14 protein-coding genes are annotated in these 24,855 nt (G+C 45.6%); 8 read left to right on the forward strand and 6 right to left on the reverse strand.

Translation table 11 applies throughout. The features are described 5' to 3' along the window. The 6 genes from TW77_RS24440 to TW77_RS18525 all read right to left on the reverse strand — a co-directional run. Positions 1 to 6,433 (reverse strand): Ig-like domain-containing protein (locus tag TW77_RS24440; protein WP_205623885.1); only part of this gene is annotated, 6,433 nt, incomplete at its 3' end. A 137-nt stretch (positions 6,434 to 6,570) separates the two neighbouring features. After that, positions 6,571 to 7,185 (reverse strand): phage tail protein, encoded by a 615-nt coding sequence (locus tag TW77_RS18505; RefSeq protein ID WP_046006466.1) that lies wholly within the window; start codon positions 7,183 to 7,185, stop codon positions 6,571 to 6,573. 169 nt (positions 7,186 to 7,354) lie between these two features. Beyond that, positions 7,355 to 7,828, reverse strand: a complete 474-nt coding sequence (locus TW77_RS18510; protein ID WP_046006467.1) for a hypothetical protein — start codon at positions 7,826 to 7,828, stop codon at positions 7,355 to 7,357. A gap of 173 nt (positions 7,829 to 8,001) precedes the next feature. After that, positions 8,002 to 8,976, reverse strand: a complete 975-nt coding sequence (locus TW77_RS18515; protein ID WP_082078975.1) for a methionyl-tRNA formyltransferase — start codon at positions 8,974 to 8,976, stop codon at positions 8,002 to 8,004. Positions 8,977 to 8,982: 6 nt separating this feature from the next. Next, positions 8,983 to 10,221 carry a hypothetical protein gene (locus tag TW77_RS18520; protein ID WP_052713265.1) on the reverse strand — a complete coding sequence of 413 codons (1,239 nt, stop codon included), beginning with the start codon at positions 10,219 to 10,221 and terminating at the stop codon, positions 8,983 to 8,985. Between the two features lie 94 nt (positions 10,222 to 10,315). After that, a complete protein-coding gene (locus tag TW77_RS18525; protein ID WP_046006468.1) occupies positions 10,316 to 11,044 on the reverse strand; it encodes a hypothetical protein in 729 nt (242 codons plus the stop codon). Positions 11,045 to 11,499: 455 nt separating this feature from the next. Between TW77_RS18525 and TW77_RS18530 the strand changes: the two genes are divergently transcribed. The 8 genes from TW77_RS18530 (at position 11,500) to TW77_RS18565 (ending at position 24,852) form a co-directional block, all read left to right on the forward strand. Continuing rightward, on the forward strand, positions 11,500 to 15,483 hold the full coding sequence (locus tag TW77_RS18530) for a TOMM system kinase/cyclase fusion protein (protein ID WP_082078976.1): 3,984 nt from the start codon (positions 11,500 to 11,502) through the stop codon (positions 15,481 to 15,483). Between the two features lie 10 nt (positions 15,484 to 15,493). Continuing rightward, positions 15,494 to 15,976, forward strand: a complete 483-nt coding sequence (locus TW77_RS18535) for a hypothetical protein (RefSeq protein ID WP_046006469.1) — start codon at positions 15,494 to 15,496, stop codon at positions 15,974 to 15,976. Positions 15,977 to 16,019: 43 nt separating this feature from the next. After that, positions 16,020 to 17,126 (forward strand): amidohydrolase family protein, encoded by a 1,107-nt coding sequence (locus tag TW77_RS18540; RefSeq protein WP_046006470.1) that lies wholly within the window; start codon positions 16,020 to 16,022, stop codon positions 17,124 to 17,126. Position 17,127: 1 nt separating this feature from the next. Then, positions 17,128 to 19,113, forward strand: a complete 1,986-nt coding sequence (locus TW77_RS24445; RefSeq protein ID WP_052713266.1) for a YcaO-like family protein — start codon at positions 17,128 to 17,130, stop codon at positions 19,111 to 19,113. A 12-nt stretch (positions 19,114 to 19,125) separates the two neighbouring features. Further along, positions 19,126 to 20,208 (forward strand): BMA_0021/BMA_0022 family TOMM bacteriocin, encoded by a 1,083-nt coding sequence (locus tag TW77_RS18550; protein WP_046006471.1) that lies wholly within the window; start codon positions 19,126 to 19,128, stop codon positions 20,206 to 20,208. Positions 20,209 to 20,284: 76 nt separating this feature from the next. Next, the gene (asnB, locus tag TW77_RS18555) at positions 20,285 to 22,102 is read left to right on the forward strand and encodes an asparagine synthase (glutamine-hydrolyzing) (protein ID WP_082078977.1); all 1,818 of its coding nucleotides are present in this window, start codon (positions 20,285 to 20,287) and stop codon (positions 22,100 to 22,102) included. A gap of 8 nt (positions 22,103 to 22,110) precedes the next feature. After that, positions 22,111 to 24,108 (forward strand): YcaO-like family protein, encoded by a 1,998-nt coding sequence (locus TW77_RS24450; protein ID WP_052713267.1) that lies wholly within the window; start codon positions 22,111 to 22,113, stop codon positions 24,106 to 24,108. A 42-nt stretch (positions 24,109 to 24,150) separates the two neighbouring features. Beyond that, positions 24,151 to 24,852, forward strand: coding sequence for a hypothetical protein (locus TW77_RS18565; protein ID WP_046006473.1), 702 nt, complete (start codon positions 24,151 to 24,153; stop codon positions 24,850 to 24,852). Positions 24,853 to 24,855: the final 3 nt, after the last annotated feature.

Here is a 24,855-nt window from a genome sequence, read left to right on the forward strand (position 1 = left end):
TGCCATCGGTTTCTATCGGTGCCGTGATGGTCACCGCAGACGGCGCAGCATTGTCCAGGGTAATGGTTTGCGTCGCAGCCGTAGAGGTATTGCCCGCCGTATCCGCTTGTGTTGCCGACACAGTCAAGGTGCCATTGTTCAGACCACTGACGTCCAGCTCACTGCCGCTCAGCGTCCAGTTACCGGAGTTATCGGCGGTCACGGTGCGGCTGACTGATGAATTATTATCCGTGATGGTGACGGTAACGCTGTTACCCGACTCAGCGCCAGAACCGGCAATGAGTACATCGTTGTCTTCGGCTGCGTTGACCAGTCCGTCGGTTTCGATCGGCGTGGTGATGGTCACCGCAGAAGGTGCGGCATTATCCAGGGTAATGGTTTGCGTCGCAGCCGTAGAGGTATTGCCCGCCGTATCCGCTTGGGTCGCCGACACCGTCAAGGTGCCATTGTTCAGGCCGCTGACATCTAACTCACTGCCACTCAGCGTCCAGTTACCGGAGCTATCGGCGGTTACGGTGCGGCTCACCGAGCTGTTGTTATCCGTGATGGTCACGGTAACGCTGTTACCCGACTCAGCACCAGAACCGGCAATCAGCACATCGTTGTCTTCAGCCGCATTCACAATGCCATCGGTTTCTATCGGCGTGGTGATGGTCACGGCAGAAGGCGCCGCATTATCCAAGGTAATGGTTTGTGTCGCAGCCGTAGAGGTATTACCCGCCGTATCCGCTTGGGTCGCTGATACGGTGAGTGTGCCATTGTTCAGGCCGCTGACATCCAGCTCACTGCCACTCAGCGTCCAGTTACCGGAATTATCGGCAGTCACCGTACGGCTTACTGAGCTGTTGTTATCCGTGATGGTCACGGTGACACTGTTACCCGCTTCGGCGCCCGAGCCGGCGATCAGCACATCATTGTCTTCAGCTGCATTGACGCGTCCGTCGGTCTCAATCGGCGTGGTGATGGTCACCGCAGAAGGCGCCGCATTGTCCAGGGTAATAGTTTGGGTGGCTGCGCTGGAGGTATTACCAGCGGTATCAGTTTGAGTCGCCGAGACTGTGAGTGTGCCATTATTTAGACCGCTAACATCCAGCTCACTGCCACTCAGCGTCCAATTACCAGATCCATCAGCAGTCACCGTACGGCTCACTGAGCTGTTATTGTCCGTGATGGTCACGGTCACACTGTTACCCGACTCCGCGCCGGAACCCGCGATCAGCACATCGTTGTCTTCAGCCGCGTTGACGAGCCCATCAACTTCGATAGGCGTGGTGATGCTGACCGCTGCCACGCTGGTGTCCACTGTGACAGACAGGCCTGAGCCATCGGCAGTATTGCCTGCAGTATCAGTCGTTCGAGCTGTCATCGTGTGTGTGCCCGCTGATAAAGCAGACGTTGTAATAGTCCAGGTACCTAAGGTTGCAGTACCGGTTCCCACAGTACCATCAATGCTTGAAATTAACGTAATAGCACCGCCATTGGGGCCAGAGCCGGTAAACGTCGCCGTAGTATCGTTGGTGATATTGTCCGTATTAGATGTACCAGTATCGCTGCTTGCATCCAGATCAGGTGTGCCTGGCGCTGAAGGCGCGGTTGTGTCTATCGTGACACTTAAGCTACTGGATGCCGCACTCTCGTTACTGCTGGCATCCGTTGCTTTTGCTGTGATGGCATGTGTTACGCCAGCAGTTAGAGCACTGGTGGTAATCTGCCAGTTGCCACCTGTAGCAGTACCAGTGCCTATAACGGTTGTGCCGCCACCTTCTTGATCACTATAAAGCCTTACAGTTGAACCACTTTCCGCAGTACCACTGAAGGTTGGAGTAGTGTCATTGGTATTGTTGTCGGTGTTTGAAGAACCAGTATCTGAACCAGCATCAAGGTCTGGCGTCGACGGTGCATTGGGTGCCACATCATCATTCACGGTAATCGTAAATGCTTTTTGGAATGTCGTTGTAGAATCGCTGGTTTGTATACAAACAACATAACTTCCAGCCGACAATGCCGCTTGAGTTTCAAGGTTCGAACCATTGATCTGGAAACTACCGTTGTTGGTGTCTGCACTACACGTGCCATTGGCACTGGCGCCACTGCTAACGATAGTATAAGTGTGGCTATCGCTGGTATCAGGATCTGTGGTACTCAAAGTGCCAATATTTGCACCTGCGCCAGTCGCTGACTGATTAATTGATGCCGTATCCAAGCTTATATCGGTTGGATCATCATTTTGCGCAGTAATGGTCACGGATGCCTGATTGCTACCCGTACTATTAGCAGTACCATCATTAAAGGTATAATCGAGCGTTACAGATGCCGGTGGTGCTTCTGAGCTGTTTTGATAAGTGATATTTTGCAACACAGAATCTACGATTGCAGATGTTGCGCTAGTGTTGAACGTCAACACTAACGTGCCGGATGAATTAGTGGTAACTGTACCGACCGTCGTCGAGTTGTAAGTAAAGGTGCTGCTCTCAGTCAGGGTGCCCAGCAGGCCATTGTTACCAAACACATCCTGTGCATTGGCACCGCCGTTGCGAGCAATGGTCAAGGTTGCGTTATTGTAGTTACCCGCGCCGCTGTCGAGCGCGTCCAGTTCAGTGTCGGCAATCAAAACATCTGAATCAATCACCACAGCCGAGCCGTTTTCAACGAACGTTTGCCCGCCATTGAGGTTACTAAATACAGGCACATCATTCGGCGTAATGAAGGTAATGTCGGTATTTGCGCCGTTGTCCGCCACCGTAAAATCAAGTGAGTTGGCTGGCGCATTTGACAAGCTAATTGCCACTTCAATGGAGCTAAAGTCAGTCGCATTGGTATCAACCTGAAGTGTGCTGGTACCATTAAAACGCACGTTGCTGGTTGTCAGGCCAGTGACACTATTGATAGTTATGATGTCACCCACACTCAAGTCGGTAATGGTGTCGCCGTTAAGATCCGACGCGTCGCCAACAAAGTTATCGTTGCCTGCGTTACCTGTCATCGAGTCTGTACCACCGCCCGGGCGGATGGTATCGGTACCGCTACCACCTGTGATGGTGTCGTTACCATCAAAGTCCGTGGCGGTCATATTAATGGTATCACCGCTAAGCGCGCTTGCATTCAGCGTAATTGCACCAGCAAGCGCAAAGCCCACGGCATTAGAAATAGTGACCGAATTACCATTGGAGTCAAAGTTGTCTGTCAGCGTAATGGTAAAGATGTTATTGGTACCAATTGCCAGGTTTTCGATTTCGGAAACACTGGTATTGGTAAAGTTAAACGTGCCCCCGTCCATCAATTTGAGCGTTTCAGAGCCCGCAGCACCGGTAATAGCCGTAGTAAAGTTATTTGCCACATTGGCTGCGTCAATCGCGACAGTTGCGCCACTGGCCAGTGACAAAGTACCAATGTTGGTAAAGCCACCACTACTAACATCCGCACCATCTGATGCACTCACTGTATCACCGGTAGTTGGGTCGCCGACCAGTGAGCCATTAAAGGCACTGCCAGCAATATCAAACGTGATAGCATCGTTAGACACGGTTGCGTCTATCGTGGCCGATGCATTGGTAACTGTGATGGTCCGGGTGTTGGTAGTGTCGTCATTTACTGAGTAGGTCTCAATGCCTGTCAGTGTTGTAAAGTCGCCATCACCACTGATTGTAATGGTCTCAGAGCCTGCTGCCGTCACTGTACCAGTAAACGCGGCATTTTGCGCTGGGCTCATGGTGACGGATGCACCACTGGCCAAGGTCAGATTCACAATGTTGGCAAGCGTACCGCCAGAAATATTCGCCCCTGAAGACATAGACACAGTATCTGCCGTTGTACCATCGCCCGTAAGTGTGCCCGTGTAACTGAGCGTACCCACGTTGAATGTCACGGCATCAGTAGAAGACGATGCGGTCACAGAAGTGCCAGCGGCAGCAACGGTCACTGTACGGCTATTAGTCGAAGAGTCACCGACCGAGAAGTTTTCAATGTTAGCCAGCGTTGTAAAGTCACCGTCGCCAGAGATATTAATCGTTTCAGTGCCTGCTGCTGTGATAGTACCGCCAAATAGAGCTGGCTGAGAGGCCGTCATTGACACGGTTGCACCACTGGCCAATGTCAGGTTTTCAAAGTTAGACACCGTTGCACCAGCAATACTGGCACCAGAATTCATTGACAAGGTATCTGTACCACCAGCCGCATTCAAAGTACCCGTTGCAGTCAATGCAGCTATGTTTATGGTATCGTTGCCACTGCTACCTGTTACATTCTGGCCCGCAGCACTCAATGTGATACTGTTTGCCGCGCCTAAAATATAAGTTTCAATCGCGCTTGCTGCTGTTAAGCCATCGGTCGCTGCAGAGATAGTTATGCTTTCTGTTGCACTGCCGTTAACTGTACTAAAGGCATCATGCTGCGCTTCAGTCATCGTCACAGATGCATTAGCATCCACTGTTAACGTCTCGAAACCACTTACGGTCGCACCGGCAATACTGGCACCATTACCCAGTTGCAATACGTCGGTACCGCCGCTGCCAGACAATGTGCCTGTTGCTGTTACAGAGCCTGTTACAACTGTGTCAGCCGAGCTGCTGCCCGTCACATTTTGTGAAGCACCACCCAATGTAAAGGTGAACCCGGCACCCAGCACATACGTTTCAATGTCGGCATCACCGGAAATCGCTCCATCGCCATCAGCACTGCTGAGTGTAAATTGATTGGTCCCCGCGCCATTAATGGTGGTAAACGATTCATGCTGAGATTCGGTCAGCGTAATGGATGCGCCGCTATCTGGCGTAAGCGTCTCAAAGCCACTCAACGACGTTAAGTTGGCCAGGTTAGTGCTGGTAGGTACAGAGAGAACATCGGTGCCCGTTCCACCGCTTGCCGTAGAGCCGGTGGTATGGCTGGCATTGGCGATAGTCAGGGTTTCGTCCCCTCCCGCAAACGTAATAGCCGGGCTTAGATTTGTGCCATTGCTGGTATTAAAGCCCGCAGCTGTTGAGCTGGCAGCAGTGACATCCGTGACACTGACGGTGGCCGTACGCGTTGTACTGCTCGCAGAACCATCGTTGATCACCACAGTCACAGTGCGTGCCGTCTCGTTTGGCGTACTCGAAGTATTGTTATAGGTGATTGCCTGAAGGAAGGTGGTGACTTCAGCAGGCGTCGCCGTTGCCCCCGTAATAGAAATGGTGTCTTGCAGAGTAATATCTGATGCACCCGATACACCAGTCAAAGCATTTTGTGCAGCAGCCGTCACATTAAGGCCTTCAGATGCTCCATCCTGATCATTGGTCAGTGAAATTGTTATGGTTGTTATGGTGTCACTGTCTGCATCCGTTGCAGAGGCGCTGCTGGCAATGTTAACCGCACCGCTGCCCTCAGAAAAACTGGCACTGCTGTCATTACTGCCACTACCTGTATCCAGATCGACAACAGGGGTTGTGTTGGCGGTCGTAAAATTAAAGGTGGTGTCGTCACTGATCCCCGTGAAGGCATTGCTGGATGTATCTGTTACCGCTCCAGAGTCAATACGGATAGCGTATGTCCGGTTGCCGGTTAAATCACTGGTTGGATTCACGTAGACTTTGTCGCTGGTAATACTCACCCGGCCAGCTCCAGGCGAAGTGGTTGTGCCATCGCTTTCGCTGGCAACGTCAAATACCTCAAAATCACTGCTGTCGGTGACATTGCGGATAGTGATATTACCGCTGCTCAGCGCGATATTCTCATCAAAGTCTATGATGATGTTATTGCTTAGAGAAACATTGGTCGCGTTATCATTCGGGGTTGAAGTACCACCTTCAAACTGAGGCGCCGTTGAATCAGACGCTGGTGCATCATCTACTGTGATGTTGCGGATTGCGAAGCGTGAGTCGTAAGCACTGGCGGGATCTGTATCCGGGAATGAAATGATTAAGGTGTCAATGTCTTGCCAGAGCGCGTTATTAAAATCACTACTACGCGTAAAGCTAAAAGTCGTGCCCACACCTGGCCCTACCGGTGGCGTTAAGTCAACCGTGACCGTTTGCCCACCGTCTTTAAAGCCGGTAAATCGAACCCTGTGTTCTGCATCAGTGGCAGTCGCGCGGACAAAGGTAATGCCATCAAAACTAAAATGTGTGCCTGAACTCTCCAGGAGTTTATAGGCCTTGTCAGTCGCGCTGGCTCCGGAGTTACCAATAAAATTTGCAGCATAAAAAGAGCTAAAGGCAACAGCAAAGCTCTCTGCTGTATAACTGTCTGCGCTCTCACCGCCATCCAAAATAAAGGTTACCGAACCGGCCGTATCGAGAGAAATATCCGGTACGCCACTGGCGCCATCTCTCACATCCGTTGGCGTACCTGTGCCGGAGGAATAATCCAATATCTTTTGGCCTGCCCAGATATTGCCGGAAAACAACGCTGCTGATATACCAGCCGACGTGACGGCGGTGGCAACTTTACTTAATCTCATTTTACTACTCCGTTAATTTATCTGGTCCAGTGACATTTTATCGTTTTAATATTTGCTTCAATTTCAACTCAGTTTGATGACAATCCATTGCTAAAGCGGGCCAACCCAGTGCACGGTCAGCCCAATTCCAGTACTGATTAGTTACGAGGTGGGAAAACCCCGTCCGTTGCAATCAGCCAGTTAACCGGTAATACCGGGTTTAATATATTCAAAGGTGCAGAGCCACCTGTATTAGTGACAGTGACAGTTCCGCCCGCTGAGCCACCACCAGTTACCGTTAGCCCCTCAATAGTCGTCAGATTTGCTGACTCAAAACCTGGTTTGAAGAAGCCGTCACTATTGTTTGCTGCTATATAAGAGCTAGTATCCGGGGTTTTGGTATTTGCTCCATTGGTTGCGACCTGTAGCGTGCCACTTACCGGATTTGTGCCACCAAGCGGCGTGAAAATCGCAGTGTGAGAGTGCGCAGGCATATGAATGATCTCAATACCTACCATCTCAGTACCTTGTCTTTCACCCTGACGATAATCCATACCACCTGGGCGTACACCCTGACCTACCGGACTGCGACCACGCAAGTCTGGCAATGCGTAGGTCGTACGAGCATCACCCCCGTAAATAGTTCCTATCAGAGCAAACAGCGCCTGGTTTTGTGAAATAGCCATCGTCTGGCCTAAACACATTGCAAAGTTTCTAATTGTAAAAGCACCGCCGAAGGTACCCATTGAGCCAATATACGGGTCAGTAGACATATGAATTCCTCTCTAATTCGTAAACATACCCTTTAACGATAAACGCTCAGTACCACTAAAATTCACTCAGTGGTTTATCGACTTGTTGCGAAAAGTTCGCACCTACTACTTTATTTACTGCTTTGCCTGTAAGGCATATATGTGTTGTAGAGCTATCACTGCTCAGCTATCAATCAGGGTTTCCTTCTGGTAAATGGGGCGTAAAAACAGGGGGGATGAAAAACTCAGGCAATTGCACCCTACGCGCTTCTCCGCTCAAGACCTTGTCAAGGCAGATTGTACCGATATCATTAATGCTGACATTGAGCTCCGCCGGATCATCGCTGTCTGCAAAACGCCAGTATAATTCTGTGGTTTTATAACGTAAGAGTGCCATTAACGGGTAACCGTCAAATTCGCTGGGGCTATCGCAGAACCTTTCGTGACAGTCAACGAGCTTCTGCTCTCCCAAAAACTGGACTAACAAGCTTCCCATTCCGGGTACTTCCAGAATACTGCTCTCGCCCTGTGCGACAACTATCTCGCCAGTGCCTTCAACTTTCGCAATACGCTGTCCTTCACCACTTGGTACATCGCCTCCGTTATAAGGAAACAGCGTAAGATCATAACCATATCGGTTGGTCAGATTGATCTTTATATTCATATCTATCTCGCTTCTGAGTTAAAGTTCAGAGCATAGTTAGAAATGCAGGATAATAAGTACATCGGCCAGGCCACTCACGAGTCCTTCTCAACTAAGCTACCATTGTAAAATTTAGTACAAAGGTATCGGTTTGCAATTGATTTAGCGCATTAAAATCATCACAAACTATGTTTTTACATTCGCGCAGAGGAAGTGGGGGCAACGGCCAACCCAGGTTCCAACCCAAACAAAATTGCAAAACGATAGCCATCAAAAATACCTTGCTCTGTTAATACGGTATCCAGGCGCACAGCGCCATCTTTCGTTTTAACCAACAGTCCTTTCACTCTGTCGAGCTCCAAAACGGTGCCAGGCTTAATACCCGTTAGCTGACAATCCATGCTGCTGGCCTGCATAAGCTGCAACATACCTTCACGGAATTTAAACCGGGCACCACCGAGCTCAGCATTGGCAGCACGAGCCAGGTTAACTATTTCACTGCTTGTATGGCGCTGCCAGTCAATCAGTAAATCATCAACCTGAACAAATGCGGCATATCGTGGCTCACACCGTTCACCATCAACCTCAATGTCCTCGCTTTGTGCTTGCCAGGTTAATGTGCCTGCCGCCTGCTGCTGGGTAAACTGCTCAAGCAATGCAGGTACCATCTGGGCAATCTTCTGATGCAAACACTGAGAGGTATCAAACGGGTGAACAGGCAAATCAATATGCGTTGCAATTGCGCCGCCATCTAATTGCTCAGTTACTTCATGAAGCGTGAGCCTGATAGTTTCTGCGCCCTCTTTGAGCTGCCAAAACACCGGCATTGGACCACGATAGTCTGGCAATGCACTCGGATGGATATTCAGAAAACGCCCGGCAAAATAGTCGATGAGCTTAGAGCGGACTTTGTGTCTAAACAGATAAACCAAGCCACTGTTGACACCCAGCCTGTCGAGTTCGGCAATCAGCGCATCGTCTGATTCGGTTTTATATTGCAGCATAGGGATTTGATGGTGGTGCAAAAATTGCTGCAACTGAACAAGATCCGGGTTCGGCTCTGCTTCGACCAGCACTACACAGCCCAGCTGACCCCTTTGCAGCAAATACTGCACCGCGGCCAAACACAAACAGCTGCCACTGAATAAAGCATACTTAGATTCCATCATTGCCTCCTATACTTTAACGGGCACAAACCCAGGCATACCGCTGAGCTGGTAATAAAACTGGACCGTGTCACCGCTGTTAGCCACAAAGTGCATATGGTCGAGCTCTCTGGGCTTTGCATCAACATAAAAACTCATGTCTGGCTTAGGATGCGTAATGCCTGAATCGTACTGATCCAGCCCTTCGCCATCAAACGTGGTGATCTGCGCATACACGGCCAGAATACGCTCAGGCATATCCTCTACCCCGGTTGGCAAAGTAATGGTATTAGCTGCAACCACCCGAACACCATCCTCCAGCGCCAATTCCTGCATCTGCAACAATGCTGATTTGTCGATACGCATCAACTCTCCCAGCTCCACCCGCTCCTGCAAAGCACTCTCTTGCAAGTGCCCGGAGTGACAATATTCAGCGTCTTTCCATTGCTGATTAAATTCAGTTTCGCCGTGAACCATCATGCCTTTAATAGACACAGAGTGCGGGATCATCCAACCATCCATTGCCAGGAATTTAACCAAATGCTTTGCAATCGCCAGCTGGCCTTCGCGCGTAAAACCATGCTGCATCGCCTCGAGCACAAGCAAGTCAATGCTCTCTTGCGGCTCATAGGTTGTCGCGTCTTCTTCTATTATGTCGGCAACAAATTCCCCTAACTGTAAATCACTAATCAGTTGTCTTAGTGAGACAATGGCGCCAGGGTGAGTGTCAACGAACAACACCTTAATTTGTTCACCGTTAAACGCATGCTGCTCTTTGTAGTAGCTAAGCAGCGGTAACAACAAGGGCGCGAACGGGCCACAAGCGGGGTACAAGATAGTAAGAGATTTTTTGTGAGACAACATGCCACGAACGGCTTTATCTATGCCTTTTACATAACCCTGAATACGATAGATGTCTTTGATTGTATGGCGGCAGTTGATTGGCGACATAATCAACCCGGTGGGAGAGATGTACTGTCGTGTTAATAGCTCTTCGCTGAGCTGTGCTTGTGTCATTGACTGCACAGCCTGTTCGTACATGGCCTCAAATGCAGCACTCAGTTGAGCGTGAGTGGCCTGGGTGGTGCTAAAAATGAGTGTCATCGCTTCAGTGAAGCTTTGGGTGAGCGCTTGTTGCCGCTGGGCTGTGGTGAGTTTAGCCTTGAGCAAAGACTCAAGCTGGTTACGAACAGTATGTTTTAATAATTGGTCGACTTTTGGGTCTGCATAATCTGCGGTTGTCACAGAATGCGTCTGATGTTTTTCCATCGGCGCTACCTAAGTATGATAATTCCATAATTACAAGGCACTAAGAGAAGCAAAACCGCCAGCCCTCAGCGCTTGTCAGCGTTCATGATTCAGTCTAGTTGAGTGCCATTAATTTGCGAATTTCTTTATTAAAAATCCATTTTCTGTCGCCCAGCTGCCCGCCACTGACAACAACATTTTGTGTACCATCCAGTGATCTGTAAAAAGGCTGTTTTGCGAGTCGTGCCTGGCCGTAGGTGTACAAAAACGCACCATTATTGTTGAACACTTTGATGCTGTGGGTGCCCATTTCCAGAATGTGCAAATGGCCATGCGCATCAAGCGTAATACTTTTAGGTCCGTTTAGCTGCTCAACCATATCAATACCAAACTCGCCAATCTGGCCGAGTTTTTCACCGTAAAAACTCGTTACGGTAATGTGATGATTGCCATGAACAATCAGGTAAACCAGCTGCTGCGAAGGCTCGATAGCAAAATCACTGACTATATCAACCCCTTCCGGCAGAGCGATTGCCCCTTGCTGATTGCCATAAGCATCAAACACCGCAATCTCTTTGCTCATTTCGAAGTAAACATACAGTAATTCGCCGTAGCGCCTGCTAACGGACGGCTTAAGTGTTAAGGTAACCTGTTCGCCACTGGGCGCCTGCACAGACATTTTTGGTGCCGTAAGGCCTAGTTTATCTAACGTGCCGGCATCAACACGCTGAGTATCTTGTTCAGAAAATGTAAATGTACTGGTGTTAGCTGCGAATGCACTGGCGGGCAGTACACCACTGGCACATAGGAGCGAGCCTGATTTAAGAAAAGTACGACGTTCCATCTATAAATACCTTTAACTACCAAAAAGCCAGCAGATTATTACAAACTGCTGAATAATTGGACATTACACGACATTACACCGCAAGCTCCCCCTACCAATTAAGTACCAACAGGCAAGATAAACATAGTAATTTATAACTTTTAAACCGTTATTTTTGCCAACCCTCAGCCAGAAGCATTTGACCCTCTATTGATAATCGGTAAAGATTACTAGCAGAGAACAACAGCATGTTCAGACTGTTTAGTAACGCTTGATATTGTTGAATTTTACTCAAGTAACGTGATTAGTTGCCGATAATCAATACGACCTTCATCTTTGTGAAATCTGTCTGATGTCAAATAAAGCCATGCTAATGGCAAGAATGTTGAAAAAACATTGTAATAATCGTAATTCTTAACAATAATTTAGAGCTTAGGTTCGAGCCCTGTTAACAAATTAGATAAAAATAAAAGACTATGCCACTAACTCAATTTTCTGATCCTTACATTCAGGATCGCTTTCAGTCGACACAATACGAGCTCATCCACAAGATAGGCGAAGGCGGTTTTGGTAAGGTATACAAAGCAAAGAATAAAAACACCGATCAGCTAGTGGCAATCAAGTTTCTGGCACTTGAGCCACATCTGGACGAAGCCAAAAAGCATCGCTACATTGAGCGATTCAAGCGTGAAACCTCGCTCAGCAGCCAATTGCAACACCCGCACATTGTGCGACTGCTGGACAAAGGCCAGGTAGACGAAAACCTGCTGTACGGCGTGTTTGAATATATAGAAGGCCAATCTTTGCGTGAGCACCTCATCCAGGAAGGTGCCTTAGATGCAGTCGACGCCACCGACATTATGTTGCAGGTACTGGATGCCCTGATCCATGCGCACCAAAAAGGCATAGTCCACCGGGATATTAAACCCGCCAACATCATGCTGACGCAGGCAGGCGCAAAAACCTACGCCAAGATCCTCGACTTTGGTATCGGCACGCTCAGCCAGGAAAGCCGCCATCAGGACTTCGCCACACTCACGCTCACCCAGGAAACTCTGGGTACGCCCTCTTACAGTGCGCCCGAGCAATTGCGTGGTGAACCAGCCTCAGCCAAAACCGATATCTATGTTTGGGGCCTGGTCTTTTTAGAATGCCTAACTGGTTTACCGGCCGTTACCGGCTCCAGCATTGCCTCGATTTACCACAAACAACTGAGCGATGTGCATATTCCACTACCCAGTGCCTTGCTTGGCCACCCGTTATCGGGATTATTGCGTCGTGTGCTACAAAAGAATGCCACAGAGCGGGTGATCTCAGGGGAGGAGGCATTCAATGAACTAAACTCTATGAATGTGTCGAACCTGGTGGGCGTACTGGCAGATGTACAGGCGCAACATGGTTACGACGATGCCACTGTGGTGCTGCGCACCGACGACCCAAGCCATCCCGGCCAGCAGGATTACACCACGCTGACAGAGCGCAAACAGATCACCGTTATGGCACTGCGCCTCAGCGCTAAAATGCTCGATGAAAACACCAAAGATCTGGATGTCATCGACACCCTGTTTAAGTCGCAGCGCAACACCTGCATTGATATTGCCACCCGCTTTGGTGCCTATCATGTGGGCAATCTGGCCGATACTGCGCTGTTCTACTTTGGTTACCCTATTGCCAGCGACAACGACACGCGGCTGAGCGCACGTACCGCACTGGATGTGATCAGCGAACTGGGCAAGCGTAATGCGCTGATGCAGGAAGCCCACGGCGTGCAACTCAACGCCCATATTGGCCTGCACTCGGGTATTTTTGTCACTTACGCCAATGCCGTACCAGAAGGCCATATTGCCAACACAGCCATGCAACTGGCTCGCCATGCTGGCGAACGTCAGATTTTGTGTACCGCAGAGTCACGCGCCATCCTTGAGCCATACAGTGAGTTCGATTATTTCGACAATATGCAGCTGGGTATGGCGTTTGAACAGCAAGCCATTTATAACCTTAAAGGCGAAAAACGTGTAGAGGCCTTTGGCTTTATGCGTGGTACACGCCATCATCACAAGCTGATTGGCCGCCAGAGCGAACTGGACAAAACCCTGTCTATCATTAATAACGAACAACAAACCACCCGGGTTGCCCATATTTACGGTGAAGCCGGCATTGGTAAGTCGCGGTTACTGCAAGAAATTCGTGCCAACGCCGGCAAATACCAGCACCTGGTTGCCCAGTGTTTGCCCGAGCACCAGAACAACGCGCTCTACCCTATTCTGACGCTGGTGCGTTACCTGTTTAACACCAGCAACCTCAGCAATATCGAGGTCATAGAGCTGTTTGTATCGCTGCTTAATGAACAGGACAGCACACTCAACACAGAGACCATTTTGCCTATCCTGCTGGTGTGGCTGAATATTGAGTTGCCCGAAGACATGCAGCCATCGTCACTGGCGCCGGATGCACAGAAAGAGTTGTTGTTCAAAGGCCTGAGTGCCCTGCTGCTGTCGCACAAATTCAGCCTCAGCAACCACAAGCTGTACATCATAGAAGACATTCACTGGGCAGATTCCACCACTTTGGAGTTTATCCACCACTTTGCAGCCAATCTTGGCGATGGCAGCGTGCTGATCAGCACCTCGCGCCAGCCTAAGCCAGACAGCCTGCACGACCTGACATTGCTGGAGCTGGAGCTACATAAGCTCACCGCCAAAGCAACCGAAGATTTCATCGAGCAACTGTTCGAAGGCAAAGCCGTCTCGAAAAACGTACGTGACATCCTGGTCAGCCGCACCGACGGCATCCCACTGTTTATCGAAGAGCTGGTCGATATGCTGAAACAAAAAGCACTGGTCAGCGAGCAAAGCGGCGAAGTCAACTTCGTCAGCCCGGATAAACTCGATCAGGTCCCCAGCAGCCTGCGCGAATCGCTACAGCAAAAACTCGACAGCCTGGTACACGCCAAAGAAACCGCACAACTCGCCGCCACCATAGGCCGCGAATTCGAATACGACCTGCTCGTCGCCGCATCTTCACTCAGCGAAGATCAGATCCAAAACGACCTGAATGAACTGATCGAGAAAGACCTCATCATTCAACAACGCCGAGTTGAGAGCGATAGCTATATCTTTAAACACGCGCTGGTGAGGGATGTAACATACGAAAGTATATTGGACTCGACCAAAAGCAAAATACACCATAGGGTTGCTGAATCATTGGATATCTTATATGAAAGCAAATCAGTTATTGAACCAAGTGTTATTAGCTTTCACTATGAAATTGCTGGTGACTTCGAAGCCGCTGCTGAGTGGTCGAAAAAGTTTACTTTAGAGTTAATCTCAAAATACTCTTACAGGCATGCACTTGAAGTCGCTCAACATACCGAAGAACTTGCCGAGCATTTTAATAGTAAAGAGCAAAAGGACTTACTCAAGGGACAACTACTCGATGCGATTTATCCATGCTTTGTAAGTACTTATGGTACTGCCTCTCCTCAAACCTTTGAGTTCCGAGATAAACTGTTTAGTGTATTCCAATCAGATGTGATAAAAACTAATTCAGATATACACTTTTCAATAAAAAGCAAACTGGATTGGATCAAATTCATGGAGCTTTTTTATTGTGGTGGAGGTCCTAAGACCATTCTCTTTGGTACTGAATTGCTTGAGTTATATCGGAGCAGTAAAGACTATAACAAGCAAGCTGTTACTTTAGCACATTTGATCTTATCGTATCTATTCGAGGGAAGAATCGACGAGTCACTAGAATGCTTTAAAATACTACAAGATGAACTTTTTGAGAAGACAGATAGAGACTACATACTCCATCAATATGGAATAGATATTGAACCATTTTCATACTCTGTTGCCTCACTGAGTTATCTCCATAGAAATGATATTCGCAAGGCAGATCACTGCACATTAACAGCCATTGACAAATCTTCTGGCCATTCTGCGTGCCATGCTACCGCTATGGCTTACTTATTCAGGGCGCTTTTGAATGCTTTCTTGAATAACGATAAAGAAGTCATTGAAGTTGGTAAACTATATTTCACAAAAATTTATGAAGAAAGAAACTTCTCCTATTACCAAGTCTACTTAAACTTCCTCCTTTCTTGCTATGAAGGTAAAATTGACGAATCAGAAGAAGTTATCATGAGTATTGCTGAGTCCCCTCAAGACTATGCCACTGGGTGGTATATAGTTTTCCTAGCACTGAAGATTGCTGAGAATGGTGATTATAAAAGAGCAAAGAAAATACTTATATACTCTTTAGAAAAGTCAAGAGAAAATAGGGAGCTACCAGCCATCCCTATTATATTGAACTCTTTATACCTGGTCGAAAGAGAACTTGGCAATTACTCAGAAGCCAAAGAAGTAATAGAGCAATCTATTGAGTTAAGCACAGAACAGGGTAATTTATTTTTCTTAAACGAAGCCAAAAACCGGCTTAAATCTACTCCTAATATCTAAGGTGAAAAACATGTCAGATCAAACTCCAACTATACAAGAAGATAACTCTCATGGAGACGAAAACCCGCTATGGGGTTTTGAGAAAGATGCAGAGTGGAGAAATGCTTTTAGAAGACTTATCAGTTACTCATGGGTATCTGATGAAAAACTTCAAGAAGTCATTGATAATCCAATAGAAATGATGAGCAAACTGTCTGATTACACGCCTCCTTCTGGTTTATATATCCGATTCAGAGGCCTAAAAAGCAATAAAGAAGTTATTGAAACACCTCCTTACAACGAGTTTAACAAAGAAAGCCTGATTGGATATAGCTATGACGCTAGCTTTTTAGAGAAACAACATCCGATCAATGGTTGGTTGGAAACTGCAGATCACCTTCCTACTGAGGTAATTTTTACACTTCCTCCAGCTCCAGAGAATAATGACATAAAGGCATATGCTTTAGCCGATTATGAAGCTAAAGGAAAAGAAATGCCATTTAGCTGCTGCTAAAATCAACTTTGCAGGAGGGGTTTCCCCTCCTTGAGAATTAAATATGCCAAATAAGATTTTTGATGGAGACAGGCACGTTATAGAGCCAGTTTCGCTTTGGAAAGAATATACTAGTGAGAAAACATTTTCTAAATATCCTATATATTTAAAAAATGTCCCGCATAAAGAGCTCACTATTCCACCTGTTTTGATGATTGGAGAACACTCAGTCCTAAGCAACTGGGGACCCGACATTCAAGTTGCTGCCGCAATCGAAAATGAAAACAGTATTGCGGAAAGGCTCGCTGCAACCTGTTCGAAAGACCAGCTTCTATCAATGAATGACTCTGGTATTGAGCAAGCTTTGCTCTTTCCAAGTTTCGCCATGTACATAGTCAATCATAGTGAAATTGACGCTCAAGCGTCGCTTGATTTTGCTGCAGCATATAACCGCTGGTTATTTGACTATATAGGTTCAGAGACCGATAGGTTGCACGGCGTAGGCGTGATCAGTCGCCATGACCCTAAAACAATGGTGGCACAGTTAGAGACAATCGCTCAGTTTGGATGGCGTATGATCAAACTGCGCCCTGAGATCATCAAGGGCAGATCTCTTGGCCACCCTGATTATGAAGCTTTTTGGGAGCGTTGCGAGCAGTTAGGCATCACAGTAGCACTGCATGGTGGTACACATTTAGCGGGCAGTACAGTTGGAACGGACAGGTTTACTAGCCGATTTGGATTACATGCCTGCTCACACCCTATTGAAATCCAAATGGCTTTCTTATCTCTAGTCGAGTCAGGTGTGACAGAGAGATATCCAAGCTTAAAGTTTTTACTACTGGAAGCTGGCTGCTCATGGGTCCCCTACTGGCTCTGGCGGCTTGACAATATATGCTATACCGAGTTCCCGAGTCTGATTCAACACAACATAAAAATGTTGCCCTCTGAATACTTTAAAAGACAATTTTGGCTAACAATTGAGCTTGGGGAACCCAGTATCGAAGATTGCATCAAAACAGTAGGGGTTGACAACCTAATATATGGTAGTGACTTTCCGCACCCTGACCACCTGCATTTGAATGATATCAACATAAGAAATGAGCTTGATTATCTGACTCCCTCTGAAATAGACAAGATACTGTATAGCAACTATAAAGCCTTAATTTAATATGCATTATTCAAATTACAAATGGAAAAACAAAGCTATAGTTTACTCTGGAGCAAACAAGGATTTTTTCGTTATTTACGAAGAAATCCTATATCAATTTCCTGCTGAGCAGTTCCCCAACTTAGAACTCATTGGAAAACCAAATGTATATGAGCTTGATATCGACGGCGAAATTGCTTTCATGCGTACTTTGGAGTTAATGAAGCGTTTTTCTCTCGTTGAGATAGACGAGGAAATCAATGATTCAATATCAGTGCAGGATATTAAGACTGCTTTAGAAAAGTCAGAAGTTGAAACCTTCAATTCAAAAGACAACTTATACTGTCAAGTTCTGGAAGTTGGTTATCAGAAGTATAAATCTCGACTTATTTATATTTTTGGACAGGTGTTCATAGCAAAGAATAACATCGAATTCGTTGATGCACTTGAACAACTCCTGCTCTCAAACAACCCAATTCGGAACATCGTAAATAACGTTAACGTTGAGAACAAAAAACCACCTTTCATTAAGAAATCAGAGTTGGATGCGGTTATCCTAAGTAAACTCATTGAGAAATCAATTGAAAAGGTTAATAGATCTTCCAAACAAATTATTGTTGAAATTTCGCTTCATGACTGCTCTTCGAAGAGTCATAATGCAGAGCACTTAACAGTAGACCCTTTTTCTCTCGTAAATGAGCAAGAGCCTGAACTAAAATTAAATCCTGTAGAATGCATATTTGACCAGGATGGCGGCTCAAGATCTAAATCCCCAGACGCAACCTTGAATGAGCTTCTGCCATTCGTATCAAACAAGCTTGGTCTTGTAACTCATATAGAAGAGTTTTCGGACTCTCAGGGCAACCCTATTAAAATTTATAGAACAGGGTTTTACAAGGGACCATATACCTCGCTCGGACGTCATAACACCTCACTCGTACAAATATGTTTGGGTAAAGGAGTTGATCCAGTTCAATCTAAAGTAAGTGGTATTTGTGAAGCGATTGAGCGAAAGAATGCCCAATATTGTGGAAACGAATCTAGTACTTTATTATGTCCAGAAGACTTGCCTCACCGCAATATAAGCTTTTCTGAGCTTTTGCCATATAGCCAGACTCAAATCGAGAGCTTTGCTGACCCAAACTCTCAGGATTTCAACCGTAAGCAAGCTGTTGTGAGCTATGAAAACAGCCCTGTCAATTGGTACAAAGCTTGGTCCCTCACAAATAGTGAGTACGCATATATCCCCCTTGTTTGCTGCTTTGCAAACACACCCTTTAATGATGTGAAATACGGTTTTTGGCATTCAAATGGCTGTGCTGCTGGCAACAACAAAGAGGAAGCTATACTGCAAGCACTATTTGAATTAATAGAAAGGGATTCGACCTCTATCTGGTGGTATAACAAATTGGTACGGCCTGAGTTTGATATTTCTCGAATCGAGTCGAGCAGTCTTGCTTTAATAAAACAGAGCATTGGTAGTACACACGATTTTTGGGTGCTGGATATTACCAATGACTCAGGTATCCCCGCCATGGCAGCAATTGGCAAAAATAAAAAAGACAATGGCTTTATTTTTGGATTTGGTTGCCACCTAAAACCAGAAATGGCAGCACAAAGAGCACTAACAGAATTATGTCAATTGATACCAATTCGCGACCAAAACGGCGCTCCCTTTGATTTTAACTCTGTAAAAGATGAAGACTTTTTATACCCTAGCAAACATGTGGCGTCGACAACAGCATACACCGACTGCGAAAATATGAGTATAAATGATTGTGTGTCTCATATAGTAAGCTCACTACATGAGCTAAATATGGAAGTAATAGCCTTTGAATACACGCGAAAGTTCTCACCGGTAAGCACCGTAAAAGTCTTTGTCCCTGGTCTTTGCCACATCTGGCCTCAACTAGGTAACCCCCGGCTTTACCAGACACCAGTAAAACTCGGGTGGTTAGAACAGCCACTCACAGAGCAAACAATAAACCAACAAGGGTTATACATTTAACAAGGAGAAAAAATGGAACTAACGAAACAATTGCTTGACTTTCGTGCAACATACTTAAAAGCCATTGCAAAAGCATGGAATGACGAAGAATTTAGAAAAGAGCTATGCTTGCCCGGAAATGCACTATCTGTCCTAGACAAATACTTCGGTTATAAATGCCCATGGAATATTCAATTTTCTATAAAAGATCTCGGCGAAGGGCCTTTCTATAATGAGGCAAGAGGCGTATATATGACCGACTCTTTATCTTTCGATAAGTTTGTCGTCTCCGTGCCGGAAAAACCCGCTATTCCAAACCCAGCAGAAGCACTTTCGCATTATTATTTCGATAACTCTTGGATATTAGAGAGTATCACTGACGATGTAAATCATTCCAACCTTTCACTGCAACAAGTCTTTGACACATTGTGTGCTTCAGGGCACAAAGACCACCCTGAAAGTGCTTTCATATTTCCCTCTATGAAAGATGGGTTGATCCCAGAAGCAAGTTACGACCTAGGTAACAGCAACACACACTTCGTTGAGTTTGGTGGAGTAATGGCCGCAGCTGTTGCTCTCGCATGGTCAAACACTAAATTTAGCAATAGCCTCATTGAAGAAACTATCTCTCATAGTTCTACAAACACTATTGGTCATGCCACTAAATTGCTAAAGGATTGGCTAGACTATGACTACCCTTGGGATGTAGACCTAATAGTAAAGAAAGATAAGCTTGCTAAATATGCAAGAACTTTTGATGCTGCACTGACACTGCGTTCCGGTGAACAGCTTCGGGGAACAGTTGCATACTTGCTTGATGAATCAACCTTTAAACTAAGTGCGAGAGATCTCTCTGCGTCTCGTGACAAACTTCTTTTTGTACTCGATGAGCAGATTTCACCCAAAGATATTGAATCCATTTCAGTATCAGAGTCTACCATTACAATTGATAAGTGGGTTTGGTGCGTTGAAAGTGAAGGAAATTACCAGCAGGTTCAAAAAACTCCTCTTGGTATTATTTTATCTTTCCCTGAAGCACCAGATGATAAAGCGAGTCAACCTGTTGCTCTAACTCGTTATAACAACGATGGCCCAGGTTTCCCATTCACCTGTTAAAAACATAAATCCATTAGAGTTTTACATGTGAATTTACATGTAAAACTCTATTACCCCTCTACATTAGTTAGTTTTTATGTGTGGAATATTAGCAGCTCAATATAGTAAAACCTCATCATTGAACCTCCCACAAGCTCTTGTATCTATGAAGCACAGGGGGCCAGATCAAACGGGACTCTATTCAGATAAAAACCATAACACTTACATAGGTCATAATAGACTGGCAATTAATGGTGGCAAAATAGCAACCCAACCAATGCTGTCCGATAATACCCCATGGATAATCTCTGTAAATGGTGAGATATATAATGACAGAGAAAAACTAAAGGCAAAAGGAGCTGTATTTCAAACAAATTCTGACAGCGAATATGTACTCAAAGGTATAGAGCTTTTTGGAATCAGCTTTTTATCGAGTCTCGATGGTGAGTTTTCACTATGTACTTACAACAGAGAGAGCAATAGGCTATACCTTGCCCGAGACAGAAATGGCAGCAAGCCACTCTATTACTACCATAATGATGATGATTATTTTATAGCCGCTTCAGAAATTAAAGCTCTACTGTCTGCAGGTGTACCAGCAGTATGGAATAAGCACTATTTAGTTGCAAATGAACGGTTTTTAGTAGGAGCCAAAGAAACATTTGTAAAAGGAGTCTTTTCTGTCCCCCCTGGTCATATAGTTGAGTACACAAATAATGAGCTGAAAAGCTACCCATTTTGCGAGCAATCCCCTTTTAACCCCGATTTATTTGAACAGTGTGATATTTCTTACGAACAGGCAACGCAAGAGTTTAGCCAGCAGTTTGAGCAAGCCGTGAACAAGAGAATACCTCAAGAGCGTTTCGCTTGTTACTTAAGCTCGGGCATAGACTCATCATACATCTGCGCTTTATCAGCTAGACTGAGTGACAAAGCTGAATCATTCAGCATTGGATTTCCTAATAGCCCTTTGGATGAAAGCTTGGCAGCTGAGAAATTTGCTAAGCAGCTCGGGATTAAACACCATATACTTCAACTAGAGCACAACGATCTCATTGGTTCATTTGAAAAATCTATCTATCACGCAGAATCGATAGTGCCAAATTTAAATGTTGCCGCCAAATACCTATTGAGCCGTAAAGTAAAAGAAAACGGAATTAGAATTGCGCTAACAGGAGAAGGGGCAGATGAATCATTGCTTGGCTATCAGTTTTTTCAATATGATTTGAGCTCTCCCTTAACACAACAAAGTGGACCTACTCCGCTTTTTGAAGGTCAAGCCACACTTGAGGCTGCACTGAATTTTACGCCAAGCGCAACTATAAGTGCTACATCAAACGCCCAGTTATTTAAATCACTGCGCTCTGCTGACTTCTCTGAGGCTTGTTACACAACGCACTTAGTCGCACCGCACAGTGACATAGTCAACTCCTCCATTGGATACAGTCAATGGCTCCACTACAACACTGTATATCAGGATTACAACTTGCTTGCTCTGGGAGATAAAACTGAACTGGCAAACTCAATTGAAGGTCGTCAGCCTTTTCTGGATAACTCGTTGGTAGCTTTCATTCACTCACTCCCAACTGCCTTCAAGTATTGCAACGGTAAAAATAAGAGAATTTTAAGGGATGCATTTACTGTGAATTTCCCTCATTTGCATGTAGAGCAAATCAAAAAGCCTTTTTTAGCTCCAGCTAACTTAACCAAAAACATTACACTTTATCTGCTAGATGAATTGCATGAATTGTCTAACAGAGAGTCGCAATTGGGTATTTATGATATAGATAAAGTCATCACCTTTTTTGAGTCTGTTGTAAAAAATCGGACTCAGCTAGAGTTTGCAGAAGACATTGTTGTTTGCCACTTCCTAAGTATTCTGTTTTTGCAAAAGCACTTTAATTTAGAAGCGTAGCTATCATTATGAAACTCAAGTTTAATAGCAAATTCAGCATCTTTGTAGATAAGCATGATAATGTTTTGCTTAATAGCCAAACAAATGAATTTGTTCTGGATGCCAAAAATTTCCCTTACTTCCCACACTTTAAAAATCTAACAGATATTGATGAGCTAGCGAAGAGTGTTCCTGCTGAACTTTTGGCACACTTTTATTATCAAGTAGAAAACGCAACAAAAAGAGGCTGGCTAGTTGAAGAGGCTGATCTACAAGATACGAAACTGGAACTTATCGATGAGATATATGGATCAAGTTGTTTCATACAAAATTTCGCAGAGAACTGGCAGCGCATATCGTCACACTTACAAAATCCTTGCGTACTAATCGAAGATATAAGCAAAGCAACACATCTACAGGAGCATTTCCCCCTGAGGCTTTGTGAGGTATATAAAAATAGTATTTATATTTCACCAACTTTGACATCTGCTGACAAATTAGAGAGTTACTTGGCATGGATTTTTGCCAGCCGTCCACTCGACCTCTTTATGGATAAGTTTGGTATAGGTAAAGGTCGCTTGTTGTCTTTCCCGAAAATACCACAACAGCTATGCTCGCTAGTGAATACACTCAACTACGTTGAAGTGTTGGTTTTTGATATTCAGCATGGCTCATCTGCCAAGTATAATTTTGATAATTTGGAGCGCATATCGCTCTCTGATAACACATCAGAATTATCGCTTAAAAGCACTCCAATCGCCTATGACACAGATGGAGGTTCAAGAGCGTATAAAGCAGAAGACACACTCAAAAAGCTCGCACCATTTATTGGACGTCAACTGGGTTATATTTTTCCTGAAACTAAACTGTCCTCCCCTTTGGACTCAATTAAGATATTCACTTCAGGATTTTACAAATGCCCGATGAAAGCTCCGAAGCTAATTAGTGGTGCCGATTTTGCCCAACAAACGCTAGGCAAAGGCGTCACGCACGAGCAATCCAAAGCCAGTGCTCTGTGTGAAGCAATAGAACGCAAGAACGCTCAGTATATTGGCGATGAGCCAAGTCATGTGGCGCAGGCTCAACAACTTGATGCGCGCAGTTATGATTTTGCACAGCTGTTGCCCTACAGCGAGCAACAATATGCACGATTCTCAGACCCCGCTGATTCTGAATCTCAGCGTAAACAAGCCGCGTTGCCTTATACTGGGGAAGCTGTCAATTGGACTGCACTTTGGTCACTCACGCGCGATGAAAAGGTTTACGTGCCCACCGTTTGCTGCTTTGCCAATACACCGTTTGAGGAAGACCGCTTTGGAAAATGGCATTCCAATGGCTGTGCGGCCGGTAATAACCTAGAAGAAGCCATTTTACAGGCTTTATTTGAGTTGCTTGAGCGTGATGCAACCGCTATCTGGTGGTACAACCGCCTGCCGCGCCCACAGTTTGAGTTAAACGGTCTGGACCCAGATTATCTGGCACCGCTGCACGAAACCATCACCGCAGAACACGACTACTGGGTGCTGGACCTCACTGTGGACACCGGCGTACCTGTCATGGCAGCGATTGGCCGTAACAAAACAACCCAGGGGTATGTATTTGGGTTTGGCTGTCACTTAAAACCAGAAATGGCGGCTCAACGGGCGCTTACTGAGTTATGCCAGCTTATTCCTATCCGGGACCAAAATGGTGCACCGTTTGATTTTGATGCCATTACAGACGACAGCTTTCTACTGCCAGTTGCGCAGGCACCAAGGGGAAGTTATAAGCTGGCTCAGAGCGGCGATCTGAAAGATGACATTCTGGCCATTGTTGAACAATTACACAGCCTGGATATGGAAACACTGGCACTGGATTATTCCCGCTCGCCTATTCCACTGAGCACTGCTAAAGTCTTTGTACCCGGGCTATGCCATATCTGGCCGCAGCTGGGGAATCCAAGACTGTACCAGACACCCGTAAAACTAGGGTGGCTGGGTGATGCTTTGACCGAGCAGACGATTAATCAGCAAGGGTTGTATATTTGAAGCCATAAATGACACTCAACTATTTTCTAAAAAACTAAAAATATGAATAACACCAAGGAAGTAAACTCAAAAGAGTATGATTTTGCAAGCACTCTCGATGAACTAGGGTTCATTGTTTTAAGAAGACTCATCGACGAAAATGAACTGAAGAATGTTAAAAACGCTGTAATAAAAAATGCAGTCACAACAACAAAGTTAAACACAGAAATTTCTAAACTAGATGGCTTTCACAATCTATTTGAAACAAAAAATGTCAAATACCTGCCAATGGGTTTTGAGAATGAGGAGATAGATAACGAAATTTCAATTATCGCCACTCAATATGTAATTCCTTACCTTTCAGCAAGATTAGACAAGGTTTTTTCATATGAGCGTGGTGGTAGCGTAATTACGCTTTATCCAACAGAACTCACTGGTTACAAAGTGCAATATCATCAAGATGAAGCCGTAGAAAACCGAAAACCATGCAGACTACATGCAATTACGCCCATATCTGATTCTTCACTTGATCTCATCGTGCTGTTAGAAAAAACACATAACATTGGCCCATTAAAACATACGCTGTTTGGACCTCTTATTAGGATTGATGATCCTGAACTAGAAAAGTACACACACAATGAAGTGAACATTAGACTTGAAAAAGGTGACATTCTTCTTTTTTATACATCTCTAATCCACCGAGTCAAAGACAATTTTGATAGTGATCTGTCTCATTGGATGATGCGATTTATTATTAACCACTAGATA

The sequence above is a fragment of the Pseudoalteromonas rubra genome (assembly GCF_000967655.1).
Classification (GTDB): Bacteria; Pseudomonadota; Gammaproteobacteria; order Enterobacterales; family Alteromonadaceae; genus Pseudoalteromonas; species Pseudoalteromonas rubra_A.